Source organism: Pseudomonas sp. MT3 (assembly GCF_054720805.1).
This window is the reverse complement of record NZ_JBTVPY010000025.1, coordinates 50,030-76,068: the sequence shown is the minus strand read 5'-3', so window position 1 is coordinate 76,068 and position 26,039 is coordinate 50,030. Positions and strand designations below refer to the sequence as shown.

The 26,039-nt window shown below is 64.2% G+C and carries 18 protein-coding genes, 1 tRNA gene and 2 pseudogenes; 15 read left to right on the top strand and 6 right to left on the bottom strand.

All coding sequences use genetic code 11. The features are described 5' to 3' along the window. Position 1: 1 nt before the first annotated feature. From ACYCAX_RS22155 to ACYCAX_RS22145, 3 genes and pseudogenes are all read left to right on the top strand, one after another. Positions 2-943, top strand: a complete 942-nt coding sequence (locus tag ACYCAX_RS22155) for a MerR family transcriptional regulator (protein WP_015478836.1) — start codon at positions 2-4, stop codon at positions 941-943. Then, positions 940-2,358, top strand: coding sequence for a deoxyribodipyrimidine photo-lyase (gene phrB, locus ACYCAX_RS22150; RefSeq protein WP_460248843.1), 1,419 nt, complete (start codon positions 940-942; stop codon positions 2,356-2,358). The genes ACYCAX_RS22155 and phrB overlap by 4 nt, the downstream gene beginning before the upstream one ends. A 162-nt stretch (positions 2,359-2,520) precedes the next feature. Beyond that, positions 2,521-2,676 (top strand): annotated as a pseudogene (locus tag ACYCAX_RS22145) (cyanase); the annotation flags it as partial. Positions 2,677-2,817: 141 nt separating this feature from the next. On the opposite strand, the gene ACYCAX_RS22140 reads toward ACYCAX_RS22145, so the two are convergent. From ACYCAX_RS22140 to hemA, 6 genes are all read right to left on the bottom strand, one after another. Further along, a complete protein-coding gene (locus ACYCAX_RS22140; RefSeq protein ID WP_460248842.1) occupies positions 2,818-3,339 on the bottom strand; it encodes an acyloxyacyl hydrolase in 522 nt (173 codons plus the stop codon). Positions 3,340-3,454: 115 nt separating this feature from the next. Then, positions 3,455-4,249, bottom strand: coding sequence for a glutamate racemase (gene murI / locus ACYCAX_RS22135; protein ID WP_460248841.1), 795 nt, complete (start codon positions 4,247-4,249; stop codon positions 3,455-3,457). After that, positions 4,242-4,997, bottom strand: a complete 756-nt coding sequence (locus ACYCAX_RS22130) for a molybdopterin-synthase adenylyltransferase MoeB (protein ID WP_294977688.1) — start codon at positions 4,995-4,997, stop codon at positions 4,242-4,244. Before ACYCAX_RS22130 ends, murI begins: the two co-directional genes overlap by 8 nt. Further along, positions 4,991-5,821, bottom strand: a complete 831-nt coding sequence (gene prmC / locus ACYCAX_RS22125) for a peptide chain release factor N(5)-glutamine methyltransferase (RefSeq protein WP_460248840.1) — start codon at positions 5,819-5,821, stop codon at positions 4,991-4,993. The genes ACYCAX_RS22130 and prmC overlap by 7 nt, the downstream gene beginning before the upstream one ends. A gap of 26 nt (positions 5,822-5,847) precedes the next feature. Next, positions 5,848-6,930 carry a peptide chain release factor 1 gene (gene prfA / locus ACYCAX_RS22120; protein WP_460248839.1) on the bottom strand — a complete coding sequence of 361 codons (1,083 nt, stop codon included), beginning with the start codon at positions 6,928-6,930 and terminating at the stop codon, positions 5,848-5,850. Then, a complete protein-coding gene (gene hemA / locus ACYCAX_RS22115) occupies positions 6,927-8,195 on the bottom strand; it encodes a glutamyl-tRNA reductase (protein WP_015478845.1) in 1,269 nt (422 codons plus the stop codon). The genes prfA and hemA overlap by 4 nt, the downstream gene beginning before the upstream one ends. 146 nt (positions 8,196-8,341) lie before the next feature. On the opposite strand from hemA, the pseudogene ACYCAX_RS22110 reads away from it, so the two are divergent. The 12 genes and pseudogenes from ACYCAX_RS22110 (at position 8,342) to ACYCAX_RS22055 (ending at position 26,024) form a co-directional block, all read left to right on the top strand. After that, a pseudogene (locus ACYCAX_RS22110) lies at positions 8,342-10,109 on the top strand (tetratricopeptide repeat protein). A gap of 3 nt (positions 10,110-10,112) precedes the next feature. Further along, positions 10,113-10,748, top strand: coding sequence for a lipoprotein insertase outer membrane protein LolB (gene lolB, locus ACYCAX_RS22105; RefSeq protein ID WP_460248838.1), 636 nt, complete (start codon positions 10,113-10,115; stop codon positions 10,746-10,748). A gap of 1 nt (position 10,749) precedes the next feature. Next, complete coding sequence (gene ispE / locus ACYCAX_RS22100; RefSeq protein ID WP_460248837.1) at positions 10,750-11,598, top strand: 4-(cytidine 5'-diphospho)-2-C-methyl-D-erythritol kinase; 849 nt, start codon at positions 10,750-10,752, stop codon at positions 11,596-11,598. A 30-nt stretch (positions 11,599-11,628) separates the two neighbouring features. Then, positions 11,629-11,703: transfer RNA gene (locus tag ACYCAX_RS22095), tRNA-Gln, on the top strand. 52 nt (positions 11,704-11,755) lie between these two features. Then, positions 11,756-12,697 carry a ribose-phosphate pyrophosphokinase gene (locus ACYCAX_RS22090; RefSeq protein WP_015478849.1) on the top strand — a complete coding sequence of 314 codons (942 nt, stop codon included), beginning with the start codon at positions 11,756-11,758 and terminating at the stop codon, positions 12,695-12,697. Between the two features lie 112 nt (positions 12,698-12,809). Continuing rightward, positions 12,810-13,424: a 50S ribosomal protein L25/general stress protein Ctc gene (locus ACYCAX_RS22085; protein WP_015478850.1), complete on the top strand. Its 615-nt coding sequence runs from the start codon at positions 12,810-12,812 to the stop codon at positions 13,422-13,424. A 37-nt stretch (positions 13,425-13,461) separates the two neighbouring features. Continuing rightward, positions 13,462-14,046, top strand: a complete 585-nt coding sequence (pth, locus tag ACYCAX_RS22080; RefSeq protein ID WP_294981154.1) for an aminoacyl-tRNA hydrolase — start codon at positions 13,462-13,464, stop codon at positions 14,044-14,046. A gap of 39 nt (positions 14,047-14,085) precedes the next feature. After that, entirely contained in the window at positions 14,086-15,186 is a 1,101-nt protein-coding gene (gene ychF / locus ACYCAX_RS22075) for a redox-regulated ATPase YchF (RefSeq protein ID WP_460248836.1), read from the top strand. A 193-nt stretch (positions 15,187-15,379) separates the two neighbouring features. After that, the gene (locus ACYCAX_RS22070) at positions 15,380-16,591 is read left to right on the top strand and encodes a tyrosine-type recombinase/integrase (RefSeq protein WP_460248835.1); all 1,212 of its coding nucleotides are present in this window, start codon (positions 15,380-15,382) and stop codon (positions 16,589-16,591) included. Positions 16,592-16,850: 259 nt separating this feature from the next. Beyond that, a complete protein-coding gene (locus ACYCAX_RS22065) occupies positions 16,851-17,951 on the top strand; it encodes a Fic family protein (protein ID WP_425202430.1) in 1,101 nt (366 codons plus the stop codon). A 9-nt stretch (positions 17,952-17,960) separates the two neighbouring features. Continuing rightward, positions 17,961-23,234, top strand: coding sequence for a DEAD/DEAH box helicase (locus tag ACYCAX_RS22060; protein WP_460248834.1), 5,274 nt, complete (start codon positions 17,961-17,963; stop codon positions 23,232-23,234). A gap of 6 nt (positions 23,235-23,240) precedes the next feature. Further along, positions 23,241-26,024 carry a helicase-related protein gene (locus ACYCAX_RS22055; protein WP_460248833.1) on the top strand — a complete coding sequence of 928 codons (2,784 nt, stop codon included), beginning with the start codon at positions 23,241-23,243 and terminating at the stop codon, positions 26,022-26,024. Positions 26,025-26,039: the final 15 nt, after the last annotated feature.

Here is a 26,039-nt window from a genome sequence, read left to right as displayed (position 1 = left end):
CATGCATCCCGATCACCCGCACCGCGAAACGGACGACGATTACCGCCAGGCCCTGGCCGACGGCTGGCTGCCCATCCGAGAGGTGGCGCGGCGCACCGGGGTCAACCCCGTCACCCTGCGCGCCTGGGAACGGCGCTACGGGCTGGTGGCGCCGCAGCGTACGCCCAAGGGGCATCGTCTCTACTCGGAGGCGCAGATCACGCGTATCCAGGCCATCCTCACCTGGCTGGGCCGGGGCGTGGCGGTGAGCAAGGTCCGCGCCCTGCTGGACAACCCCGCCCCGGCCTCCGTCGCGCCGGACGCCTCCCCCTGGGACGATCTGCTGCAACACTGCATCGACGCCATCGGCCGGATCAGCGAGCGCCAGCTCGACGAACTGTTCAACGGCGCGCTGGCGATCTACCCCGCGCATACCCTCTGCGAACACCTGATGCTGCCCTTGCTGGAGCAACTGGAACGACGCTGGCAGGGTCAGTTCGGCGCGCAACTGGAGCGGGTATTCTTCCACGGCTGGCTGCGCAGCAAGTTCGGTACCCGCCTCTACCATCACAACCGCCAGCAGCGCGGCGCGCCGCTACTGTTGATGAACCACTCCGAACTCCCGCTGGAACCGGGGCTCTGGCTCAGCGCCTGGCTGGCCAGCAGCGCCGGCTGCCCGCTGGAAGTCTTCGACTGGCCGCTGCCGCCCGGTGAACTGGCCCTGGCGGTGGAACGCCTGAAGCCACGCGCGGTACTGCTGTACTCCAGCCAGACGCTCAATCTCGCCCAGTTGCCGCGCCTGCTGGCCGGTGTCGAGTGCCCCCGGTTGCTGGCCGGAGCCGCCGCGCGCATCCACCAGGAACAACTGGCCGAGGTCGCGGCGCCGCTGCACCTGGCGCAGGACCCGGTCGGCGCCCTGCAATGCCTGCGCGAACTCGGCCTGCTCAACGGGGAGCTGGCATGAGGCGACAGCTCGTCTGGCTGCGCACCGACCTGCGCCTGCGCGACAACAGCGCACTCGCCACCGCAGCCGAACGCGGGCCGGTCATCGCTGTATTCCTGCTCAGCCCCGGGCAATGGCACATGCACGACGATGCCGCCTGCAAGGTGGACTTCTGGCTGCGCAACCTGCGTGAGCTACGCGCCGGGCTTGCCGAACTCAATATCCCGCTGCTGGTGCGCACGGCGGATCGCTGGAGCGATGTCCCCCGCGTGCTGGCCGAACTCTGCCGCAGGCATGGCATCGAGACGGTGCACGTCAACGAGGAATACGGCCTGCACGAAGCCCGCCGGGACGCCGCCGTGAAGCGCGAGCTGGCCAGCCAGGGCATCGACCTGCGCAGCTACCTCGACCAACTGCTGTTCGCCCCTGGCACCCTGCTCACCAAGGGTGGCGGCTACTTCCGGGTCTACAGCCAGTTCCGCACGCTCTGCTACCAGCGGCTCAAGCTGGGTATCCCTGCCTTGCAGGCGGTGCCGGGCGCGCAAGCGCCGCTTGGTCTGGCCAGCGATCCGCTGCCCAAATGCCTCGAGGGCTTCGAAACACCGACACCCCAGTTGCGCGAGCACTGGCCGGCGGGCGAAACCGAGGCCCACGACCGCCTGGACGCCTTCGCCGACGCACACCTGGGGGTCTATCACCAACGCCGCGACTTCCCCGCCAGCGCAGGCACCAGCCAACTCTCGCCCTACCTCGCCGCCGGAGTGCTCTCCCCGCGCCAGTGCCTGCACGCGGCACTGGCCAGCAACCACGGCAAGAGCAGCAGCGGCGCGCTCAGCTGGATCAACGAACTGCTCTGGCGCGAGTTCTACAAGCACATCCTGGTCGGTTTCCCGCGTGTAAGCCGTCACTGCCCTTTCCGCGAGGACACCGAAAGGCTGAACTGGCGCCACGACCGCAACGACCTGGAAGCCTGGCAGCAGGGCCGCACCGGCTTCCCGCTGATCGATGCGGCGATGCGCCAACTGCTCGCCACCGGCTGGATGCACAACCGCCTGCGCATGGTGGTGGCGATGTTCCTCACCAAGAACCTGCTGATCGACTGGCGCGAAGGCGAGCGCTGGTTCATGCGCCACCTGATCGACGGCGACCTGGCGGCGAACAACGGCGGCTGGCAGTGGAGCGCGTCCACCGGCACCGACGCGGTGCCCTACTTCCGCATTTTCAATCCAATCGCTCAATCCGAGCGCTTCGACCCGGACGGTCGCTTCATCCGCCGCTGGCTGCCGGAACTGGCCGGGGTGGAAGGCCGCGCGGTGCACGATCCGTCACGGCTGGGGCTGTTCGGCGCGGCAGGTTATCCACAGCCGATGGTCGATCTTTCCGCCACGCGGGCGCGAGCGCTGGACGCCTTCAAAAGCCTCTGCGCGCAGCGCTGACGCTCCAGGGAAGCCGGCTCGCTCAGGCCTTTTCCTGTCGGGCCGCCACCGCCACCTCGATGAAGGCGCGCGCGGCGAAGGTCTGGTAGGCCCCCCTTGCGTTGCATCAGCACCGCCGCGCGCCGCAGCCGCATCGGGTCCAGCTCGATGGCGGTAAGCTCCGGGTCCCCCTTGGCGATGGTCCACGAGAAATTCGGCGACTGCCTCATCAGCGCCATCAACTTCAAGCTGGAGGTCAAGAAGGTCGAGGATCCGGAAGGCGGCTCCCGCGCGGTGATCACCCTGGATGGCAAATACCTGCCGACCAAGCCGTTCTGATTTACCGCCGTCCCCCTGCAGGAGCGGACTCACCAGCAGCCCGAAGCCAGGCACCTCGCTCTTCGCGAATAAGGGCCGCGCCTACAGACAGCGGACACAAAAAAGCCGGACCCAGGGTCCGGCTTCTTCATCAACGGTCCGTTACAGAGGCTGCGTGAAATACAGGCTGTAGGACTCGATACCGTCGTTGGGCTGGCCAAGACCCGCGTTGGAGTAGTGCATCGCGCGTACGCCAACGGCCTGGCCGCCGTTGAACTTCAGGCCCGCGCCGAGGCGATCCTCGAAGGTCAGCGCGCCACCCAGGTCCTGGTCGCCCACTTCCGAGCCGGTGAAGGCGGCGATGCCGATGCCGGCCTCAAGGAAAGGTTTGACCGACTCACCGGAGAACTCGTACACGAATACCGGGGAGAACGACAGCGAATGGCGGCCACCGGCACGCTCGCCAGCCGACCAGTAGGTGTAGCCGGCATCCCAATAACCGCTCAGATGCCCTGTGGAACTCTCCCACCAGCTCTTGTCCCAGTCGAAGCCCAGGCCCAGCCGATAGGTCATGTCGCCCTGGCCGGTCGCACCGACGGCGCCGGTCAGGCCGGCAGCCTGCGCACTCACGATTTGCCCCAGGGAGAGAGCGGCCAAAGCGGCCAGCGAGAGTAGTTTCTTCATCGACACATCCTTAATGAGAAAGCTGAATGAAAAATCCCCGCGAATAACCAGTTATTATAAGGCCACTTCTCGAACTTGGCCGACAGACCAAAGTCGATTCCAGGTAAATTTTCCTTCAGCCGGTGAATGCGCTGACCGGCTCGTCGCTTCCCCACAATACCGGCATGACCTGCTCCAGGGACTCCACTGGACCGCTCGTCCAGAACTCGGAGCGCATCGCCGGCCCCTCCGCCAACAGCTCGCGCACCCGCAACAGGCGCTCCAACTGACGCGCCACGGCGGCGCCGGTATCGATCAGCGAGATGTCGTCCGCAACCAGCTCACGCAGTAACGGACGAAGGAACGGGTAATGGGTGCAACCCAGGATCAGCGTGTCGCAGCCTTCGGCAAGCAACGGCTCGACGTAGTGCCTCAGCAGCTCGCGTGTCTGCGGCCCGCTCAAGTCGCCGGCCTCGATCCGCTCCACCAGCCCCGGACAGGGCTGGGTGATCACCCGCACATCGCCCGCGAAGCGATCGAGCAACGCGGCGAAACGTGCGCTCTTGAGCGTGCCGGTGGTCGCCAGGACGCCGACCACGCCGCTGCGGGTCGCCTCGGCGGCCGGCTTCACCGCCGGCTCCATCGCCACGATCGGCACCTGCGGGTACAGCTCGCGCAGGTCGGCGGCAGCGGCGGCGGTGGCGGTGTTGCAGGCCAGCACCAGCGCCTTGGCGCCACGGGCCAGTAGGAACTCGGCGATGGCGCGGCAACGTTCGCGGATGTAGTCGGGGGTCTTCTCGCCGTAAGGCACGTGTCCGCAGTCGGCGAGGTAGATCAGCGACTCGTTGGGCAGCCGGGCACGGATTTCGTGAAGGACGCTGAGCCCGCCGACGCCGGAGTCGAAGACACCGATGGGCGCGGCGTCAGCCATGCGCCACTCCGCACACGGCGCACTGCGGATCACGCTTGACGCGCAGTTCGCGGAAGCGCGTACCCAAGGCGTCGATCAGCAGCAAGCGTCCCACCAGCGGCTCGCCAAAGCCGGCCAGCAGCTTCAGCGCTTCAAGCGCCTGCAGGCTGCCCACCAGGCCCACCAGCGGGCCGACCACGCCGGCCTCGCTGCAGGTCAGTTCGGCTTCGCTGCCGTGGCCGTAGAGGCAGTGGTAGCAGGGGCTTTCCTCGCGGCGCGGGTCGAACACCGAGAGCTGCCCTTCCAGGCGGATCGCCGCGCCGCTCACCAGCGGCTTCTTCGCGGCGACACAGGCGGCGTTCACCGCCTCGCGAGTGCCGAAGTTGTCGCAGCAGTCCAGCACCAGGTCCACCGCCGCCACGGCGGCGTCAAGGGAATCGGCGTCCAGCGCCTGGCGATGGGCGAGCAGTTTCACGTCCGGGTTCAACGCGGTCAGGCGCACGATGGCGGAATCCACCTTACTCACGCCGACGCTGTCGGTGTCGTGGATGATCTGCCGCTGCAGATTGGTCAGGTCGACGCTGTCGAAGTCCGCCAGGTGCAACTCGCCGACGCCGGCGGCGGCCAGATACAGCGCCACCGGGGCGCCCAGGCCGCCGAGACCGACGATCAGCACGCGACTTTCCTTCAGGCGCAGTTGGCCGTCGACGTCGATCTGCGAGAGCAGGATCTGCCGGCTGTAACGCAGCAGTTCGTTATCGCTCAGCATGTCCAGCTCCCGAGACTGATACGTTGGTGGCCGCCGAGATCGCGGCGGCTTTCCACGTGTGCAAAGCCACGAGTCAGCAGCAGGTCGCGCACGGCGTCGGCCTGGTCGAAGCCATGTTCGAGCATCAGCCAGCCACCGTTCTCCAGGTGCGCGGGCGCCTGCTCGACGATCAGGCGGATGTCGTCCAGGCCGTCAGCCCCGGAGACCAGCGCGCTCGACGGTTCGAAACGCACGTCGCCCTGCGCGAGGTGCGGGTCGGCGCTGGGAATGTAGGGCGGGTTGCTGACGATCAGCGAGAAGCGCTCGCCGGCCAGCTCGGAGAACCACTGGCTGGAACGGAAGGCGGCATTGGCAAGATCCAGGCGCTCACGGTTGCGCTCGGCCAGAGCCACGGCCTCGGCCACGCGGTCCACCCCCAGCACTTGCCAGCCCGGACGTTCGCAGGCCAGGGCCAGGGCGATGGCGCCGGTACCGGTGCCCAGGTCGAGCACGCGGGCCGGCGTGGCCGGCAGCAGGTCGAGGGCGGTTTCCACCAGCAGTTCAGTGTCCGGGCGCGGGATCAGGGTGTGCGGCGCAACTTCCAGGTCCAGGCTCCAGAAACCCTGGCGGCCGAGGATGTAGGCCACCGGCTCGCCGGCCTGACGACGGGCGAGGAAGCTGTCGAACAGGTCGCGAGCCTCGCGGCTGACCACACGCTCAGGCCAGGTACGCAGGAAACTGCGCGACTTGCCCAGCGCGGCGGCGAGCAGTAGCTCGGCGTCCAGACGCGCGCTGGGCGAGTCCGGCAGTTGCGCCTCGTTGAGCAGGGTCATGATGGTTGCCATCGTCGCTCTCTCAGTCGCCCGCTCTCTCAATCACCAAGCGCGGCCAACTGGTCGGCCTGGAACTCTTGCAGCAGGGGCTCGATCACCTGTTCCACCGCGCCTTCCATCACTTCGCCCAGGGAATAGAGGGTGAGGTTGATGCGGTGGTCGGTCACCCGGCCCTGGGGGAAATTGTAGGTGCGGATACGCTCGGAACGGTCACCCGAACCGACCAGCAGCTTGCGCGTGCTGGCGATGGCCTGCTGGGCGGCGGCCTGCTGCTGGTCGTTGAGCTTGGCCGCAAGCCAGGCCATCGCCTTGGCGCGGTTCTTGTGCTGCGAGCGCTCTTCCTGGCATTCGACCACGATACCCGAGGGAATGTGCGTGATGCGCACCGCCGAGTCGGTCTTGTTCACGTGCTGACCGCCGGCGCCGGAGGAACGATAGGTATCCACCCGCAGGTCGGCCGGGTTGATCTCGATGGCCGCCTGCTCGTCCGGCTCGGGCAGCACCGCCACGGTGCAGGCCGAGGTGTGGATGCGCCCCTGGGATTCGGTTTCCGGCACGCGCTGCACGCGGTGGGCACCGGACTCGAACTTGAGCTTGGCGTAGACATTGTCGCCCTCGACCCGGGCGATCACCTCTTTATAACCGCCGTGCTCACCCTCGTTCTCGGACATGATTTCCACGCGCCAGCCCTGCCTCTCGGCATAACGCGAGTACATGCGGAACAGGTCGCCGGAGAAGATCGCCGCCTCGTCGCCGCCGGTGCCGGCGCGGATTTCCAGGAAGACGTTACGGCCGTCGTTGGGGTCCTTGGGCAGCAGCATGCGCTGCAGGCGGTCCTCCAGGTCGACCAGTGCGGTCTTCGCTTCCGCGACTTCCTCCTCGGCCATCTCGCGCAGGTCCGGGTCGCTGTCCTTGAGCAGCGCCTGGGCGCCCTCCAGGTCCGACTGCACCTTGCGGAACTCGCGGAAGGCAAGGAAGACCGGCTCCACTTCCGCGTATTCGCGGGAGTAGGCGCGGAACTTGGTCTGGTCGCTGATCACCTCGGCGTCCCCCAGAAGCGCGGTGAGCTCTTCGTAGCGGTCGCTGAGGATGTCCAGCTTTTTCAGGAGGGACGCTTTCATCGCTTGTCAGTGCCCTCCTCGAGGGCGAACAGTTCCTGCGCGACGGCCAGCGCATCGATGCGGCCCTCGGCGGAGAGTTTCTTCATCTGCACGCTGGGCGCGTGCAGCAACTTGTTGGTCAGGCCACGGCTGAGCTGGGCGATCACTTCCATCGGGTCGGCGCCGTTGGCCAGCAGGCGCTGGGCCTTCTGGGTTTCCTCGTCGCGCAGGCGCTCGGCCTGCTGGCGGTAGGCACGCAGCACGTCGACGGCGGCCAGCTCGCGCAGGCGCGCCATGAAATCGACGACGCCATCGCCCACCAACTCCTCAGCGGCCTGGGCGGCGCCCTGGCGGCTCTTGAGGTTCTCGGCGACCACCTCGTGGAGATCGTCGACGCTATAGAGGTAGACGTCTTCCAGCTCGCCGACTTCCGGCTCGATGTCGCGCGGCACGGCGATGTCGACCATGAACATCGGCTTGTGCCGGCGCTGCTTCAGCGCGCGCTCCACCGCACCCTTGCCGAGGATCGGCAACTGGCTGGCGGTGGAGCTGATGACGATGTCGCTGTTGACCAGTTCGTCGGGCATGTCCGCCAGCAGGATGGCGCGAGCGCCGAACTGCTCGGCCAGCTGGCTGGCGCGCTCCAGGGTACGGTTGGCGACCACGATGCGCTTCACGCCCTGCTCATGCAGGTGGCGCGCGACCAGGGTGATGGTCTCGCCGGCGCCGATCAGCAGTGCCTGGCTGCGGCTCAGGTCGCTGAAGATCTGCCGGGCCAGGCTCACCGCGGCGAAGGCCACGGACACCGGGTTCTCGCCAATGGCAGTGTCGGTACGCACGGTCTTGGCGGTACTGAAGGTGGCCTGGAACAGGCGGCCGAGCATCGGGCCGATGGTGCCGGCTTCACGGGCCACGGCGTAGGCGGATTTCATCTGGCCGAGGATCTGCGGCTCGCCGAGCACCATCGAGTCCAGGCCGGCGGCGACGCGCATCATGTGGCGCACCGCTTCGTCGTCCTGGTGGACGTAGGCGCAAGCGCGCAGGTCATCGATACTCAGGTTGTGGTAATCGGCCAGCCAGGCCAGCACGTCGCCGGCATCCGGATGCTCGATCTCCAGGTAGAGCTCGCTGCGGTTGCAAGTGGAGAGGATGGCGGCTTCGCGGCTGGACGTCAGACGGCAGAGCAGTTGCAAGGCCTCGACCATCTGCTCGGGAGTAAAAGCCACGCGCTCGCGCACGGCCACGGACGCGGTCTTGTGGTTGATACCGAGGGCAATGAAGGCCATGCAGAGTCGCTGAGCTGATCGGAAAGCCCGCAATTGTCCTACGTCGCCCAGTGAAGGACAACCACCCGCGACGTAACGCACACTGCAAATCGTATACAAGGCCCGAAGCCACGCTTGCCCATTGGGATTGCCACATTCCTTATGTCATGATGGGTCCCATTTCGCAGGTTAGGTCACCGTCCTTCCTCTATGAACAAGTCTCTTGCGCTGCTGACTGCTCTGCTGCTGCTCGGCGGCTGCCAGTCCCTTTCCCATAAAACGCCGGATGGTTCTTCCGCCGAGAAGGACAAGGCCGTCGCCGCCCAGAAGGACCGGAAGTACGGCTCCTTCAGCGAAGAGACCCTGTACTCGCTGCTGGTGGCGGAGCTCGCCGGCCAGCGCAACCGCTTTGACATCGCCCTCTCCAACTACGTCGAGCAGGCCCGCGCCACCCAGGACCCGGGGGTCGCCGAGCGCGCCTTCCGCATCGCCGAATACCTGGGCGCCGACCAGGAAGCCCTGGATACCTCGCTGATCTGGGCCAAGGCCGCACCGGACAACCTCGACGCCCAGCGCGCCGCCGCCATCCAGCTGGCGCGCACCGGGCAGTACGACGAATCGATGGTGTACATGGAGAAAGTCCTCAACGGCCAGGGCGACACCCATTTCGACTTCCTCGCGCTGTCCGCCGCCGAGACCGACCCGGACACCCGCGCGGGTCTGCTGCAGAGCTTCGATCGCCTGTTGAAAAAGTACCCGGACAACGGCCAGTTGCTGTTCGGCAAGGCCCTGCTGCTGCAACAGGACGGCCGTCCGCAGGAAGCCCTGCACCTGCTGGAAGACAACGCCGCCAGCAAGCACGACGTCGCCCCGCTGCTGCTGCGCGCGCGCCTGCTGCAAAGCATGAAGCGCAGCGACGAAGCGCTACCGCTGCTCAAGAACGGCATCAAGGAACACCCGGACGACAAGCGCGTACACCTCGCCTACGCCCGCCTGCTGGTGGAACAGAACCGCCTGGACGAAGCCAAGGCCGAGTTCTCCGCGCTGGTCGAGCAGTTCCCCGATGACGACGACCTGCGCTTCTCCCTGGCGCTGGTCTGCCTGGAAGCCCAGGCCTGGGACGAGGCCAAGGTCTACCTGCAGGAACTGGTCGAGCGCGACAGCCATGTCGACGCCGCCCACTTCAACCTGGGCCGCCTGGCCGAGGAGCAGAAGGACCCGGAAACCGCCCTCAAGGAATACGCCCAGGTCGGCCCCGGCAACGACTTCCTTCCGGCGCAACTGCGCCAGAGCGAAATCCTGCTCGACCAGAAGCGCATCGACGAAGCCTCCCGCCGCCTCGCCGAAGCCCGCGATCGCCAGCCGGACTACGCCATCCAGCTGTACCTGATCGAGGCCGAGGGCCTGTCCAACCGCGACCAGGTCGACCGTGCCTGGAACGCCATCCAGCAAGGCCTCAAGCAGTTCCCGGACGACCTCAATCTGCTCTACACCCGCTCCATGCTCGCCGAGAAGCGCAATGACCTGTCACAGATGGAGCAGGACCTGCGCCTGATCATCCAGCGCGAGCCGGACAACGCAATGGCGCTCAACGCGCTAGGCTACACCCTGGCCGACCGCACCACCCGCTACAGCGAGGCCCACGACCTGATCCAGAAGGCCCACTCGCTGAACCCGGATGACCCGGCCATTCTCGACAGCCTGGGCTGGGTCAACTACCGCCTGGGCAACCTCAGCGAAGCGGAAACCTACCTGCGCAAGGCGCTGGAACGCTTCCCCGACCACGAAGTCGCCGCCCACCTGGGCGAAGTGCTCTGGGCCCAGGGCAAGCAGAGCGAAGCCCGCAAGGTGTGGGCCGCCGCCCTGCAAGCCCAGCCCGACAGCACCGTCCTGCGCGACACCATGAAGCGCCTGACCGGCTCTGGAACCCTCTGATCCATGCGTTTACGTCATCTGCTCGGGGCCGCCACCCTCGCCCTGCTCGCCGGCTGCTCCGGCCTCGGCACCCACGAGTCCCTGGAAGGCCAGGGCAATGCTACCGCCTGGAACGCCCACAAGGCGCGCATCGCCACCCTCGACGGCTGGCAGATCGACGGCAAGGTGGGCATTCGCGCGCCCAAGGACTCCGGCAGCGGCACCCTGTTCTGGCTGCAGCGCCAGGACTACTACGACATCCGCCTGTCCGGTCCGCTGGGCCGCGGCGCGGCGCGCCTGACCGGGCGCGAGGGCGCGGTGACCCTGGAAGTCGCCGGCCAGGGCCGCTATGAGGCCGCCTCCCCCGAAGAGCTACTGGAGCAACAGATGGGCTGGCGCCTGCCGGTTTCCCATCTGCTCTGGTGGATTCGCGGCCTGCCCGCGCCGGACAGCAAGAGCCGCCTGACCCTGGACAGCGACAGCCACCTGGCCAGGCTCGAACAGGACGGCTGGGACGTGGAATACACCCGCTACAGCGAGCAGAACGGCTACTGGCTGCCCGAACGCCTGAAGCTGCATGGCCAGGATCTGGACGTCACCCTGGTGGTCAAGACCTGGCAGCCGCGCCAACTGGGCGCCAGCCAGGCGGGCCAGCAGTGACATGCGGGACCGCCTGACCCTGCCGGCGCCGGCCAAGCTCAACCTGTTCCTGCACATCAACGGCCGCCGCCCCGACGGCTACCATGAGCTGCAGACCCTCTTCCAGTTCCTCGACCACGGTGACGAACTGCACTTCGCCCTGCGCGAGGATGGCGAAATCCACCTGAACACCGAGATCGAAGGCGTTCCCCACGACAGCAACCTGATCGTCAAGGCCGCCCGCCGGCTGCAGGAGCAATCGGGGTGCCGACTGGGCGCCGATATCTGGCTGGACAAGCGCCTGCCAATGGGCGGCGGCATCGGCGGCGGCAGCTCCGACGCCGCCACCACCCTACTCGGCCTGAAGCACCTGTGGAATCTCGACTGGGACGAAGAGCGCCTCGCTGCCCTGGGCCTGACGCTCGGCGCCGACGTGCCGGTGTTCGTGCGAGGCCGCGCCGCGTTCGCCGAAGGGGTCGGCGAGAAGCTCACACCGGTCACGCTGGAGGAGCCCTGGTTCCTCGTCGCCGTACCGCAAGTCTTTGTCTCCACAGCAGAAGTTTTCTCCGATCCCGAGTTGACACGGGATACTCCGCCCATTAAAGTTCGCAGCCTTCTCGGGGTGGACGGTCATAACGACTGCCAGCCGGTCGTCGAGAAGCGTTACCCGGATGTACGTAACGCACTGATCCAGCTAGGTAAATTTACCGAAGCGAGATTGACCGGCACCGGAGCTTGTGTATTTGGGAGCTTCCCAAATCAAGGCGATGCTGATAAAGTTCGCCGCCAACTTCCGGCCACTCTGCCGAGTTTTGTCGCCCAGGGGCGTAACATCTCGATGTTGCACCGCAAGCTGCAAAGCCTGGCCTGAGAAGAAGTAATGTAATCGGTTGTACGATACAGGGGCGTCGCCAAGCGGTAAGGCAGCAGGTTTTGATCCTGCCATGCGTTGGTTCGAATCCAGCCGCCCCTGCCATTTTCTTCTGGCTCAACCGGGCCTACCCTCAAGCCGACACAGGTACCGCAGCGTGTCCAAAATGATGGTTTTCACGGGGAACGCCAACCCCGATCTGGCACGCCGTGTCGTACGGCAGCTGCATATTCCCCTCGGTGACGTTTCTGTCGGTAAATTCTCCGACGGCGAAATCAGTGTCGAAATCAATGAAAATGTTCGTGGTAAGGACGTTTTCCTGATCCAGCCGACCTGCGCACCGACCAACGACAACCTGATGGAACTGGTGGTAATGGCCGATGCCTTCCGCCGCTCCTCGGCGACTCGTATCACGGCAGTCATCCCCTACTTCGGTTATGCCCGCCAGGATCGCCGTCCGCGCTCCGCCCGCGTGGCCATCAGCGCCAAGGTCGTTGCCGACATGCTGACAGTCGTAGGCGTCAATCGCGTGCTGACCGTTGACCTGCATGCCGACCAGATCCAGGGCTTCTTCGACATCCCCGTCGACAACATCTACGGCTCGCCCGTACTGGTCGACGACATCGAGGACCAGCGCTTCGAGAACCTGATGATCGTCTCCCCGGACATCGGTGGCGTAGTGCGCGCTCGTGCCGTCGCCAAGTCCCTGGGCGTCGACCTGGCCATCATCGACAAGCGTCGTCCGAAGGCCAACCAGTCTGAAGTCATGCACATCATCGGTGATGTCGAAGGCCGTACCTGCGTACTGGTCGACGACATGGTCGATACCGCCGGCACCCTCGGCCACGCCGCCAAGGCTCTGAAAGAGCACGGCGCCGCCAAGGTCATCGCCTACTGTACCCATCCGGTGCTGTCCGGCCGTGCCATCGAGAACATCGAGAATTCCGTACTGGACGAGCTGGTGGTGACCAACACCATCCCGCTGTCCGCTGCTGCGCAAGCCTGTGGCCGCATCCGCCAGCTGGACATCGCTCCGGTTGTCGCTGAAGCCATGCGCCGCATCAGCAATGAAGAATCGATCAGCGCCATGTTCCGCTAAGGCGGGACAGCGCTGACGTAAAGCGCCCCGTCACGCCGATGGGGCATTAGCAAAATCGCCCGAACGCTGGTCGCAAGCGTCCGGGCGATCTTGTCATTTTGGAGAGTGTGAAATGGTTGATTTTGTACTGAATGCACAAGAGCGTTCCGACCTGGGGAAAGGTGCGAGCCGCCGCCTGCGTCGTAACGAAGGCCTGATCCCGGCTGTGGTTTACGGTGGCGAGAAAGCCCCGCAATCCCTGACCCTGGAACTGCGCGAAGTGTCCAAGCTGCTGGAAAACGAGGCTGCCTTCAGCCACGTGATCACCCTGAACGTCGGTTCCGCCAAGGAAACCGTACTGATCAAGGCCCTGCAGCGTCACCCGTCCAAAGGCTTCGTCATGCACGCTGACTTCCAGCGCGTCGTTGCCGACCACAAGCTGACCGCTCACGTTCCGCTGCACTTCCTGAACGAAGCGACCGCTGTTGGCGTCAAGACCGGTGGCGGCGAGATCTCCCACGTGATCGCCGAAGTCGAAGTTTCCTGCCTGCCGAAAGACCTGCCGGAATTCATCGAAGTCGACCTGGCCAAGGTAGAACTGGGCCAGATCGTTCACCTGTCCGACCTGAAACTGCCGAAAGGCGTAGAGCTGGTGCAACTGGCCCACGGTAACGACCTGGCCGTCGCCAACATCCACGCTTCCCGCGTAGTGAAAGAAGAAGGTGAAGGCGAAGCTGCTGCCGAGTAATCGCGCGCACCATTGCCTTTAAGGAAGGGGCCCCGTCGTGACTGCCGTACAACTGATCGTTGGCCTGGGAAATCCAGGCCCGGAATACGACCAGACCCGGCATAACGCAGGGGCCCTTTTCGTTGAGCGACTGGCGGACGCGCAACGCGCGAACCTGTCTCTCGACAAGAAGTACTTCGGCCTGGTCGCTAAATTCAGCCACAAGGGCCGCGACGTTCGTCTGCTCATCCCCACCACCTACATGAACCGCAGCGGCCAGGCCGTGGCGGCGCTCGCCGGATTCTTCCGCATTCCGGTCGAAGCCATCCTGGTGGCCCACGACGAACTCGACATGCCTCCCGGCGTCGCCAAGCTCAAGAAGGGCGGCGGACACGGCGGGCACAACGGGCTGCGCGACATCATCGCCCAACTCGGCAACCAGAACGGTTTCCATCGCCTGCGGCTTGGCATCGGCCATCCGGGGCACAGCAGCCTGGTCTCCGGCTTCGTCCTCGGCCGCGCCCCGCGCTCCGAGCAGGAATTGCTCGACACCAGCATCGACTCCGCCCTCGGCGTGCTGCCGGAAATGCTCGACGGGGACTGGACCCGCGCGATGCAGAAGCTGCACAGCCAGAAGGCCTGATCACACCTCTTTTCCGCCACCTGGCGCGAGGGACCTAGCATGGGATTCAACTGCGGCATCGTCGGCCTGCCCAACGTCGGCAAGTCCACCCTGTTCAACGCCCTGACCAAATCCGGCATCGCGGCGGAAAACTTCCCTTTCTGCACCATCGAGCCGAACAGCGGCATCGTGCCGATGCCCGACGCCCGCCTCGATGCGCTGGCCGAGATCGTCAAGCCCGAGCGCGTGCTGCCGACCACGATGGAATTCGTCGATATCGCCGGCCTGGTAGCGGGCGCCTCCAAGGGTGAAGGCCTGGGCAACAAGTTCCTCGCCAACATCCGCGAAACCGACGCTATTGCCCACGTCGTGCGCTGCTTCGAAGACGAGAACGTCATCCACGTTTCCAACAGCGTCGACCCCAAGCGCGATATCGAGATCATCGACCTCGAACTGATCTTCGCCGACCTCGACAGCTGCGAGAAGCAACTGCAGAAAGTCGCGCGCAACGCCAAAGGCGGCGACAAGGACGCTCTCGCACAGAAAACCCTGCTGGAAAAGCTCATCCCCCACTTCAGCGAAGGCAAGCCCGCCCGCTCGCTGATGAAGCACATGAGCGATGACGAGAAGCGCGCCGTGCGTGGCTTCCACCTGCTGACCAGCAAGCCGGTCATGTACATCGCCAACGTCGCCGAAGACGGCTTCGAAAACAACCCGCACCTGGACGTCGTGCGCGCCATCGCCGAAGAAGAAGGCGCCATGGTCGTACCGGTCTGCAACAAGATCGAAGCCGAGATCGCCGAACTGGACGACGGCGAAGAGAAGGACATGTTCCTCGAAGCCCTCGGCCTCGAAGAACCCGGCCTGAACCGCGTGATTCGCGCCGGCTACGAACTGCTGCACCTGCAGACCTACTTCACCGCCGGGGTGAAGGAAGTCCGCGCCTGGACCGTCCGCGTCGGCGCCACCGCCCCTCAGGCCGCCGCCGTGATCCACACCGACTTCGAAAAGGGTTTCATCCGCGCTGAAGTCGTCGCCTACGACGACTTCATCCAGTTCAAGGGCGAACAGGGCGCGAAAGAAGCCGGCAAATGGCGCCTGGAAGGCAAGGAATACATCGTCAAGGACGGCGACGTGATGCACTTCCGCTTCAACGTCTGACGATTTTTTCTGAACTCAGGAGCGCTCAATAGCGCTCAATGGAATGGGAAGGCCTTTTTAAATCAATGGCTTGCCTAACAATACGGTCTGCTGAGCGTTCCTATTGTTCATCGAGTTCTGAAAAAATCGGGGGTAGCGTTGGGGGTACTCGTGTTCAACCGTGGGGGTACTTTCCCCGCAGTGGAGTCCAACGATGCCCGAGAATCTACTCACCGATGCCAAGGTCAAGTCGGTCAAACCTGCTGATCGAGACTGGAAACTTTCAGACGGCGGTGGCTTGTTCCTGCTGGTCAAGCCTACCGGCGGCAAGCTCTGGCGGTGGAAGTATCGCCTGCAAGGCAAGGAAAACCTCTTTGCCATCGGCAGCTTTCCCCAGGTAAGCCTTGCAGAGGCGCGCGCAGCCCGGGAAAGGGCACGCTCTCTGGTAAAGCAGGGTATCCACCCTGCCCATGAGCGGCAGCAGGTCAAGCAACGCAACCTGGAAGCACTGGAGGAACGCAAGCGCGCCCGTGAAAGCTCGTTTGCCAAGGTGGCGCAAGCCTACCTGGCCGAGATCAAGCCTGTCTTCGCGCACAGCTCCTATCGCACGAAAGAGTCCCGCATCAGGAAGTACCTGTCTCCCAAGTTCGACGGAATGCCGATGAGCGACATTGGCGTCAAGCAGATCCGCCCACTGCTGGAAGAGTGTAAGACTCATGGCGCGTGGGCTGCGATCCATGTCAAAGGCGATCTTTCGGCCATCTTCGAATTCGCGGTCGTGCGTGGCCTGGTTGAGGCCAACCCGATCCCGAGCCTGCGCGGGCTGCTACGCGTGCCTGCCAGCGAAAGCAAGGCGGCGATGACGCGCGATCAGATCCAGAGGTTTTATCAGGCATTGCGCGGCTACAGGGGCTATCCGGAAACTGCCCTGTGCCTGCGGTTGATTGCGCTGACCGCTTGCCGTCCCGGGGAGGCTGCCGATGCCGAATGGGAAGAGTTCGATTTTGAGGGTGCCGTGTGGCGTCGACCTGCGGCCAAGATGAAGGCACGCCGTGACCACATCAGCCCGCTGTCCACGCAGGCCATTGCAGTGCTGAAGGACTTGCAGCGCATCACGGGTGGCGGACGCTACTTGTTCCCTCATCGGAGCGGCAAAGGCTTCAGCACGCCCAACCGGCTTACCTACGCCATGCGTGATATGAACCTGGGCCGAGGAACGACGCCCCATTGCTGGCGCACCACCTTTTCGACCTGGGCGAATGAAAACGGGTTCCGACCCGACGCCATCGAGCGGCAGCTTGCTCATGTGGAAAGCAACAAGGTTCGGGCGACCTACAACAAGGCGCTGCTGCTGGATCAGAGAAGGTCGCTACTACAGGCTTGGGCGGGCTACCTGAGTGCGACAGAGCACAGCGGCACCGAATAATGCTGTTCGCCTTTGCAGAGGACTGGAGCCTATAAACGGGGCAATCCAATGATTAAAAAGGGTAATTTAGGCCGCTAATGCCCCTTTATAGACCGTGATTCACGTGGTCGCACCCTGCCAGGCAGGGCGACCTCCCTCTCCGCAAGGCCCATGGCAGTGAAACAGGGTAACCAAACGACTTTAATGAGGCATTACAAAAGACAATACCCCATTTAACGACTATGATTGCCCCATTTAGACAGCCTGAGCTTACATTTCCATGCACTCGCTTACCCCCGAGTACCTCACCGCGCTTCGCTTCGATGGTACCCAGGCCGCCACACTGCGCGCATTGGGCGAGTATCAGGGCAAGCAACAGCTCTACGCCGCCCAGTCTCCGGAAGCCCTCAAGGGCCTGCGCCAGATCGCAGTGGTCGAATCCACCGAATCATCCAACCGATTGGAAGGTGTCGTCGTCGCGCCCTCGCGGCTGAAGTCCCTGGTCATCCGCAATGCAGCACCGAAGAGTCGCTCCGAACAGGAGATCGCCGGCTACCGCGATGCCCTGGCGTTGATCCACGAATCGGCCGCGCACATGACCTTCAACGAAGGCGTGGTGCTGCAATTGCACACCATGCTGTATCGCTACATGCCGCAGGCCGGCGGACGCTGGAAAGCCACCAACAACGACATCATCGAACGCCATCCGGACGGCACGTCACGGCTGCGCTTCCAACCGGTCGCTGCGCATCTAACGCCGATGGCCATGGCCGATATGACCCGGCACTACGCCACCGCACTGGACCAACATCTGGCCGATCCGCTGGTGCTGGTACCCCTGGCGATGCTCGACTTCCTATGCATCCACCCCTTCCCCGACGGCAACGGTCGCATGTCGCGTTTGCTGACCCTATTGCTGCTCTACCACTTCGACTATGCCGTGGGCCGCTATATCAGCCTGGAACGCATCTTCGAGGAAACCAAGGAAGGCTATTACGAGACGCTGGAAGCCAGTTCGCAGGGCTGGCATCAAGGGCAGCACGACGTCAAACCCTGGCTTGACTACTTCTGGGGGGCCTTGCTGCGGGCCTACCGCGAGTTCGAGGAGCGTGTCGGCACCATCGAGCGTGGCCGAGGCAGCAAAGGCGACCGGGTGCGCGCGGAAGTCCTGGCGCGCGCCCTGCCGTTTTCCATCTCCGAGATTGAAGAAGCTTGCCCGGGCGTGAGTCGGGACATGGTGCGACTGGTACTGCGGGCGATGAAATCAGAGGGTTTGATCGAATCGACCGGCAAAGGGCGTGGGGCGAAATGGAAGCGCATCACGGCAGGCACCTCCGGTAGTACGGCGGTTCTGGCGACTAGCCGCAAGATGGATCAGTGAGGAGTCTTTATGGATAACGTTTTCCAATTCCGCGACCAGCTCATCGAACGCTATGGCAGCTTTTCCCGCAGTTTCGTTCGTATCGCCGCACCCGATATCCAGGCCGAGGTAGAACATCAGTACGCGCAGGGCCGCTACTGGCCTGAGCCGCTGGTGCAGATCAACCCGAACTACCAACGTCAGGGCACAGTGCAGCAACTGGTGGAGCAGGGCCTCCTGGATTCTGCCTGCGCAGACATTTTCCAGGTCGGGAAAACCGAAGGTTCGCCACAACCTCTGCATCTTTACAAACACCAGATGGAAGCCTTGGCCAAAGGCCAGGGACGTCAAAGCTATGTCGTCACGACCGGTACGGGGTCGGGGAAGTCCCTGTCCTTCTTCATCCCGATCATTGACCGCATTCTCAAGGCCAGGAAATCCGACGGCAAAGCACGAACCAGGGCGATCGTCATCTATCCGATGAACGCCCTGGCCAACAGCCAACTGGAAGAGCTCGACAAGTTTCTACATGGTTATGCGCCAGAGCTTCGCCCCTTCACTGCGAAGCGCTACACCGGCCAGGAAAGCAAGGCGGAACGCAGTGCCATCGCGGATGACCCGCCCGATATCCTGCTGACCAACTTCATGATGCTGGAGTACATCCTCACGCGCTTCGACGAAGTGGACCGGCGCGTGGTGGAGCACTGCGAGGGACTTGAGTTCCTGGTGCTGGACGAACTCCACACCTATCGTGGCCGTCAGGGTGCAGACGTTGCCTTGCTGGTGCGCCGCCTGCGCGAACGTCTGAAGGCCGCGCAACTGGTCTGCATCGGCACTTCGGCCACCATGTCCAGTTCAGGTAGTCAGGCCGACCGCAATCGCGTGGTGGCCGAGGTAGCCAGCAAGCTCTTTGGCACTACTATCAGCGAGCACGATGTCATCGGCGAAACCCTTGAGCGGGTCACCAACCCGCTCAAGGACGTCAGCGCCATCCGCCCTGAACTACCGGCTGCCATTACACGCGGGCAGGATATCTGGGCCAACTTCGACGCCTTCCGCAACGATCCACTATCCATCTGGGTGGAATTGAACCTGGGTATCGAACTACCCGCTGACGAGCCCCCTCGTCGCGCGCGGCCCATGATGTTGGAAGAAGCCAGCCGCCACCTTGCCGAAGACTCAGGTTGCCGACCTGAAGCTGCCCGAGCCGCTCTACAGCGCTTTCTCGTGGCTGCCCATGACGTGCGCACGCCCCAGGGCAAGCCGCCTTTCGCGTTCAAGCTGCACCAGTTCATCAGCGGCCCCGGCAAGGTGCTCACCACCCTGGAAGCGCGCGGCAAGCGCCATGTCACGCTCGATGCTCAGCGTTTCGCGCCGGGTCGCCAGCAAGAAAATGTGCTGCTTTACCCCACGCACTTCTGCCGCGATTGCGGCCAGGAATACCTGCCAGTCTGGCACTCACAGCAACCTGTCAGCTTCAGCTCGCGCGAGATCGACGACATCGCCGCAGAGGACGACGCCAGCTATGGCTTTTTGTGCCCTCTGGTACCCGGCCAGCGATACGGTGGTATGCAGGACGATCTGCCGGAAACCTGGATCGACCTCAACCGCAGCGTACCCAAGGTTAAACGCGACTATGAGAATGCAATTCCCTATATGGTCACTGTCGATGCCAAAGGGCAAACAGGCTCGGGGACGGAGTTCTGGTTCATCCCCGGCAAGTTCCGCTTCTGCCTGAACTGCGGCACGACACACGAAGCCCACGGCAAGGATGCCAACCGCCTCTCCAGCCTGTCCGGCGAAGGCCGCTCCTCGGCCACCACCATGATTGCCCTGGCGGCCTTGCAGCAATTATTCATGCTTCCCGAACTGACGCCAGGCCAGCCTGACCCGCGCAAGCTGCTCGGTTTCACCGACAACCGCCAGGATGCCGCCCTGCAGGCGGGACATTTCAACGATTTCATTTTCCTGCTGACGCTGCGCGCCGGCTTGGTCGGTGCCCTGCAGGGCAGCGGCGGTCAGCTCGATGAAGAACACCTGGCCGAAAGCGTATTTAAAGCTCTCGGCTTTCAAGGGGTCGATGAAGCGACCCTGGTGGAGTATCTGCGCACACCCAAGCTCATGGGACTAGCCCGGCAGGAAGCGCAACGTACTTTGCGCTTCATCATCGCCTACCGTCTATTGCGTGATTTGCGCCGCGGCTGGCGCTACAACAATCCAAATTTGGATCAGCTCGGCCTGTTGCAGATTCGTTATCGTGACCTGGATACCTTCTGCGCTGACGCCAGCATCTTTGCTGCCAACGGTATCCTGGCCGGATTGACGGCCGCGCAACGGATAGGTCTGTACGAATTGCTGTTCGACACTCTGCGCCGCCACCTGTGCCTGGAAAGTCGTTACCTCGATCCAGTCGAGCAGGACAAGGCACGCACCAGCGCCCACACCTACCTGAATGAACGCTGGGCCTTCGCCCCCGACGAAAAGCTCGATACCGGCCGCTACCTCATCCTAGGTAAGCGTCCGGAATACCGGGGCAAGCCGCGTACCGATCTGGTGACGGGCGGCCCACGCTCCCGTCTGCTGCGGCAAATCAAGACCGCCGCCTTCTGGCGCGACAGCACCTGCGCCAGAGAAGTCGCGCACTGGAAGGATGCCGAATGGGCCGAGTTGATCGAAGCACTGCTGGAGTCCGCCAAGCACTACGGCTACGTGCAGCGCCACCCCATCGATGCCCAACTCGCCGGTTGGCGCTTGAACGCAGCAGCCCTGGACTGGTGCCTGATTGCCGATCAGCCGCAAACTGACAGCAGCCGCATCAATCAGTATTTCCGCGCCCTGTACCTCGACATTGCCGACCTGCTGCAACAGCCCTCGCATCCGCTGTTCGACTTCGAGGCCCAGGAACACACGGCCCAGGTGGATGCGCCACGCCGGCAACTGCTGGAACAGCGCTTCCGCTACACCGAAAAGGATAGGCAGGACTGGGCGCAGAACCCGGCTCACGAAGCGCCTCTGGAGCGTCTGCCGGTGATGTTCTGTTCGCCCACCATGGAGCTGGGCGTTGACATCTCCGCGCTCAACACTGTGTACCTGCGCAACGTGCCGCCGACTCCCGCCAACTACGCCCAGCGTAGCGGCCGAGCCGGTCGCTCTGGCCAGCAAGCGCTGGTCATCACCTATTGCGCGGCGCTCAGTCCGCATGACCAGTGGTTCTTCCACAATGCCGAGCAGATGGTGCACGGCGTGGTGCGCGCGCCGACCCTCGACCTGACTAATCGCGATTTGATCGACAGCCATCTGCAAGCAGTCTGGCTCGCCAGTACCCAGGTGCCGCTGGATGACAGCATCGCGCCCATGCTGGATCTCGATCAGCCCGGCAAGCCACTGAAACAGCCCTTGCACGAAGCGCTGCGCTCACCTGCCGTCCAGCAGCGGGCATTGGCCAGTGCGGGGCGGGTCATAGACCAACTCGCGGGCGAGCTCGAAGGCAGCTCCTGGTTCACCCAAGACTATGTGCGCCAGGTCATCGACAACGCGGCGCAGGCGTTCTCCGGGGCACTGGAGCGCTGGCGCGTGCTGTTCGATGCCACCCGCCAGCAGATGGACATGGCCGACCGTATCGTCAAGAGCCACACCGCCTCGCACACGGAGCGTCAGAATGCCCAGCGCCGCTATGGCGATGCCGCGCGCCAGTACGCCGTGTTGCTCAAGTCCGGCAACGGCCAGAACAACGACTTCTACACCTATCGCTACCTGGCCAGCCAGGGCTTCCTACCCGGCTACAACTTCCCGCGCCTGCCGCTGATGGCCTGGATTCCCGCCCGTGGCGGTCAAACTGCCAATGGCAAAGACGACGAAGGCAGCATGGTCAGCCGGCCGCGCTTTCTGGCCCTGTCCGAGTTTGGCCCACGCAGCCTCATCTACCACCAGGGCCGCATGTACCGCGTGGTGCGCGCCAAGCTCAACGTCGGCAATACCGACCACATTTCCGGTAACAGCCAACTGGCCACTATCGCCTCGCTGGTATGCAGCCAGTGTGGCTACGGTCATCTCGGTGAACCTGGCGGCGAACAGCCATTGGTCAACCGTTGCGAAAACTGCGACGCCTTGCTCACCGAGCACGATTGGGTGCGCGAACTCTATCGCATCGAAACCGTGGAGACCGTGGCCACCGAGCGCATCTCCATTAACGACGAGGAACGCCAGCGTCAGGGCTTCGAGCTGCAAACCACCTACCGTTTCCTGCCCGGCCCCGATGGCCGGATTCAGCAGCAGAAAGCCGTGATCCGGCAGAGCGACGAGCTGCTGGGTGAACTCACCTATGCCCCCGCCGCACAAATCTGGCGTATCAACCGTGGCTGGCGCAGGCGCAAGGACAAGGAGCAACTGGGCTTCTACATCAACCCCATCACCGGTACCTGGAGCAAGCAGGATGCACCGGATGCGGAAGACGACAAGAGCAGCGACGATGCCTTGATGGAGAAAGTGCCCAATCAGCGCATTGTTCCCTTCGTCGAGGACCACCGTAATTTGTTGATCCTCGCGCCTCTGCAAGCGCTATCGCTGGAGGCCATGGCTACGCTGCAGGCAGCGCTCAAGCGCGGCATCGAAATGACCTTCCAGATCGAGGAATCCGAACTGGTGGCCGAACCTCTACCGAAATCCGACGAGCGTCGCGCCCTGCTGTTCTATGAAGCCGCCGAAGGCGGTGCCGGCGTCCTCACCCGCCTGGCCAACAACCCCGCCGATCTGGCCCTCGTAGCAGACAAGGCTCTGCAACTGATCCACTATCGTGCCCCGCAAAACGGCGTCTGGGCTCTGGACGACCTGCCGTCGCTGGAACCCAGCAATGAGCTTGGCAACCATCAGTGCGAAGCCGGCTGCTACCAGTGCCTGCTGTCCTACTTCAACCAGCCCGACCACGAACACATCAACCGCCGCAACGCCGATGTGCTCAAGTTGCTGGTGGCACTGGCCAACGCCCAGGTGCAGCCGCCAATGGACGGCCCGACCGCTGCTGCCTCCGGTGCGTCAGCCGACGACCCGCTCGATGCCTGGCTGACCGCGCTCCGGCAGACAGGCGCAATACAACCCGATGCACTCAGCGTGCCCGTCAACAACGGCGCAGCCATCGCCGCCGCCCAATACAAGGCATCTCGTGCCCTGGTATTCCTGTCCACGGTGGATGAGCAGACCACCAGCGTATTGCGGGATAAAGGCTGGCAGGTGCTCGATTTTTCGGACGCTTCGCGCTGGTCACAACAATTCGCCGCGCACGCCGATGTGTTCGGTTCCAAGGAATAAAGGCGCATGACAACCCTCAAACACGACTTCCTGCCCGGCAACCTGGTGCGCGCCCGTGGCCGCGAATGGGTGGTGCAAAGCGATTCTCGCCGCGACTGGCTGCGCCTGCGTCCATTGAGTGGCGCTGATGACGAAAGCATTTCCCTGGTTCCCGAGCTGGAACTGCACCCGGTCGAGCCTGCCACCTTCGTCTGGCCCGACCCCGTGCGTGCAGGCAACCACGCCGCCGCGCTGTTGTTGCGCGACGCCCTGCGTCTGACCCTGCGCGCCGGAGCCGGCCCGTTCCGCTCCTTCGGCAACATTGCCGTGGAGCCGCGCGGCTACCAGCTCGTGCCGCTGCTGATGGCGCTGCGCCTGTCCACCGTGCGCCTGCTGATCGCCGACGACGTGGGTATCGGCAAGACCATCGAGGCCGGCCTGATCGCCCGCGAACTGATGGATCGCGGTGAAGTCGCCCGCCTGGCCATCCTCTGTCCGCCGCACCTGGTCGAACAATGGCAAAGCGAACTGGAAACCCGCTTCAACCTTCAGGCTGTGGCGTTGACTTCGGCTTCCGCCCCCCGCATCGAGCGCGAGCTGCCGCATGGTATGCGCCTGTTCGACTACCACCCCGTAGTCGTCGTCAGCCTGGATTACATCAAGAGCGAGAGCCACCGCGAACAATTCCTGGCTGCCGCTCCTGAGTGCATCATCGTCGACGAGGCCCACACCTGCACCAGTAGCGGTGCGGGCAAGCAACTGCGCTTCGAACTGCTGCAACGCTTGGCGAAAGATGAGCAACGCCACCTGATACTGCTCACCGCCACACCACACTCTGGCGACGAAGCCGCCTTCTACAACCTGCTGTCGCTGCTCGACCCGCGCTTTGCCGCCTTGCAAGGCCGCATGACCACAGCCGACCCGTTGCGCCAGGAACTGGCCCGCCACTTCGTCCAGCGCCGCCGCAAGGACATCGCTGAATGGCAGGCCGAAACCAACGACGGACGCGGTTTTCCCCGCCGCATGAAAACCGAGCTTACCTACCAGCTCAGCGGCGAATGGGGCGCGTTCTTCGACGCGGTACAGGATTACTGCCGCGAACTGGCCGAAACCATCGAACAGCAGCAACAGCAGGGCGGCGCCCGCCTCATCTGGTACGCCACCCTCGCCTTGCTGCGCTGCGTGGCCTCGTCTCCCGCCGCCGCGGTCAAAGCCCTGACCACGCGGCTGGAAGGCACGCAGCCCGACGACAACCTCCTTGGCGACGAACGCCTGCACGACGGCGAGGCTGACGACCTCTCCAGCAACGATCTGGAGCCGCCCGCCCAAGTGCAGGACGCCGCGCCGCGCCTGCAAACCCTGATCGCTGAAGCGCAACGCCTGTCCGGCAAGGCCGGCGATCCCAAGCTGGCCGCGCTCATTCAGCATATCGGCCCGCTGGTAAAAGACGGTTACCACCCCGTGGTGTTCTGTCGCTACGTCGCCACCGCCCATTACGTAGCCGAGCATCTCAAGGCCGCCTTTCCCAAGGCCTCCATCGAGGCCGTGACCGGTGAGCTCACGCCCGAAGAACGCCGCGAGCGTGTGGATGATATGGAAGATGCCGAGCAGCGCATCCTGGTCGCCACCGACTGCCTCTCCGAAGGCATCAACCTGCAGCACCTGTTCACCGCCGTCGTCCACTACGACCTGGCCTGGAACCCCACCCGCCACGAACAGCGCGAAGGCCGTGTCGACCGCTTCGGTCAACAGGCCGAAGAAGTGCGCTGCACCATGCTCTACGGCCAGGACAACCCGGTGGATGGCTTCGTGCTCAACGTCATCCTCAAGAAGGGCGAAGCCATCCAGAAGGAGCTGGGCGTGCTGGTTCCGCTACCCGAAGACGAGGCCCGCATCAACCAGGCGCTAGTCAAGGCCGCCCTGATGGGCCGTGAGCGAATGGCAGCACCCTACACGCCTGATCTATTTGCCGAAGCCAACGTCGAGCTACAGCCACTGCAAGCGCAATGGCAAGACGCCCTGGAAAAAGCCAAGGCCAACCGCACCGTGTTCGCCCAGCGCCGCATCAAACCCGACGAAGTGTTGCCCGAGTGGCACAAACAGCAACAAGCCCTGGGCACCCAGGCCGACGTGCAGCGCTTCCTGCAAAGCGCCTGCGTGCGCCTGGGCGCACCGCTGGAAGCGGGCCGCAAGCAGATCGCACGCTTCCTGCCGCAGCACCTGCCCGAAGCCCTGCGCCAACGCCTGGCCGATGAAGGTATCACCGCACCCCAGCCCATCGACTTCAGTGAACTGCACCGTAGCCACCCACTGGTGGGCCTGCTGGCCCAGCACCTGCTAGAAGGTGCGCTCGGGGGCGAAAATCCACTGGCCGCCCGCTGCGCCGCCACCCTGACCGAAGACGTCGAAGTCGTCACCACCCTCTATCTGCTGCGCCTGCGCCACCAGCTCAGCTACGTGCGCCGCCGCGAACCCTTCCAGATGATGGCCGAGGAAACCGTGGCCCTGGCCGTGCAGGGCCGCAACGCTCCGCAGTGGCTGGCCGACGACAGCGTGAACCGCCTGCTCGAATGCACGCCCAGCGGCAACTTGCCTACGGAAGCCGTGCAACGCGAAGTACGCATCGCGCTCGACTTCCTCGCCGCGCACCCACAGCAACTGCAAGCGCTGGCCCAGCAGCGGGCCGATGCCCTGCTGGCCGACCACCAACGTGTGCGCGAGGCCACCCGCGACGTAGGCCAATACAGCGTCAGCCCCTGCCTGCCCGTCGATGTGATGGGTGTGTACGTACTGCTGCCTGACTCGCTATAAGCCTGGGCCTAGAGA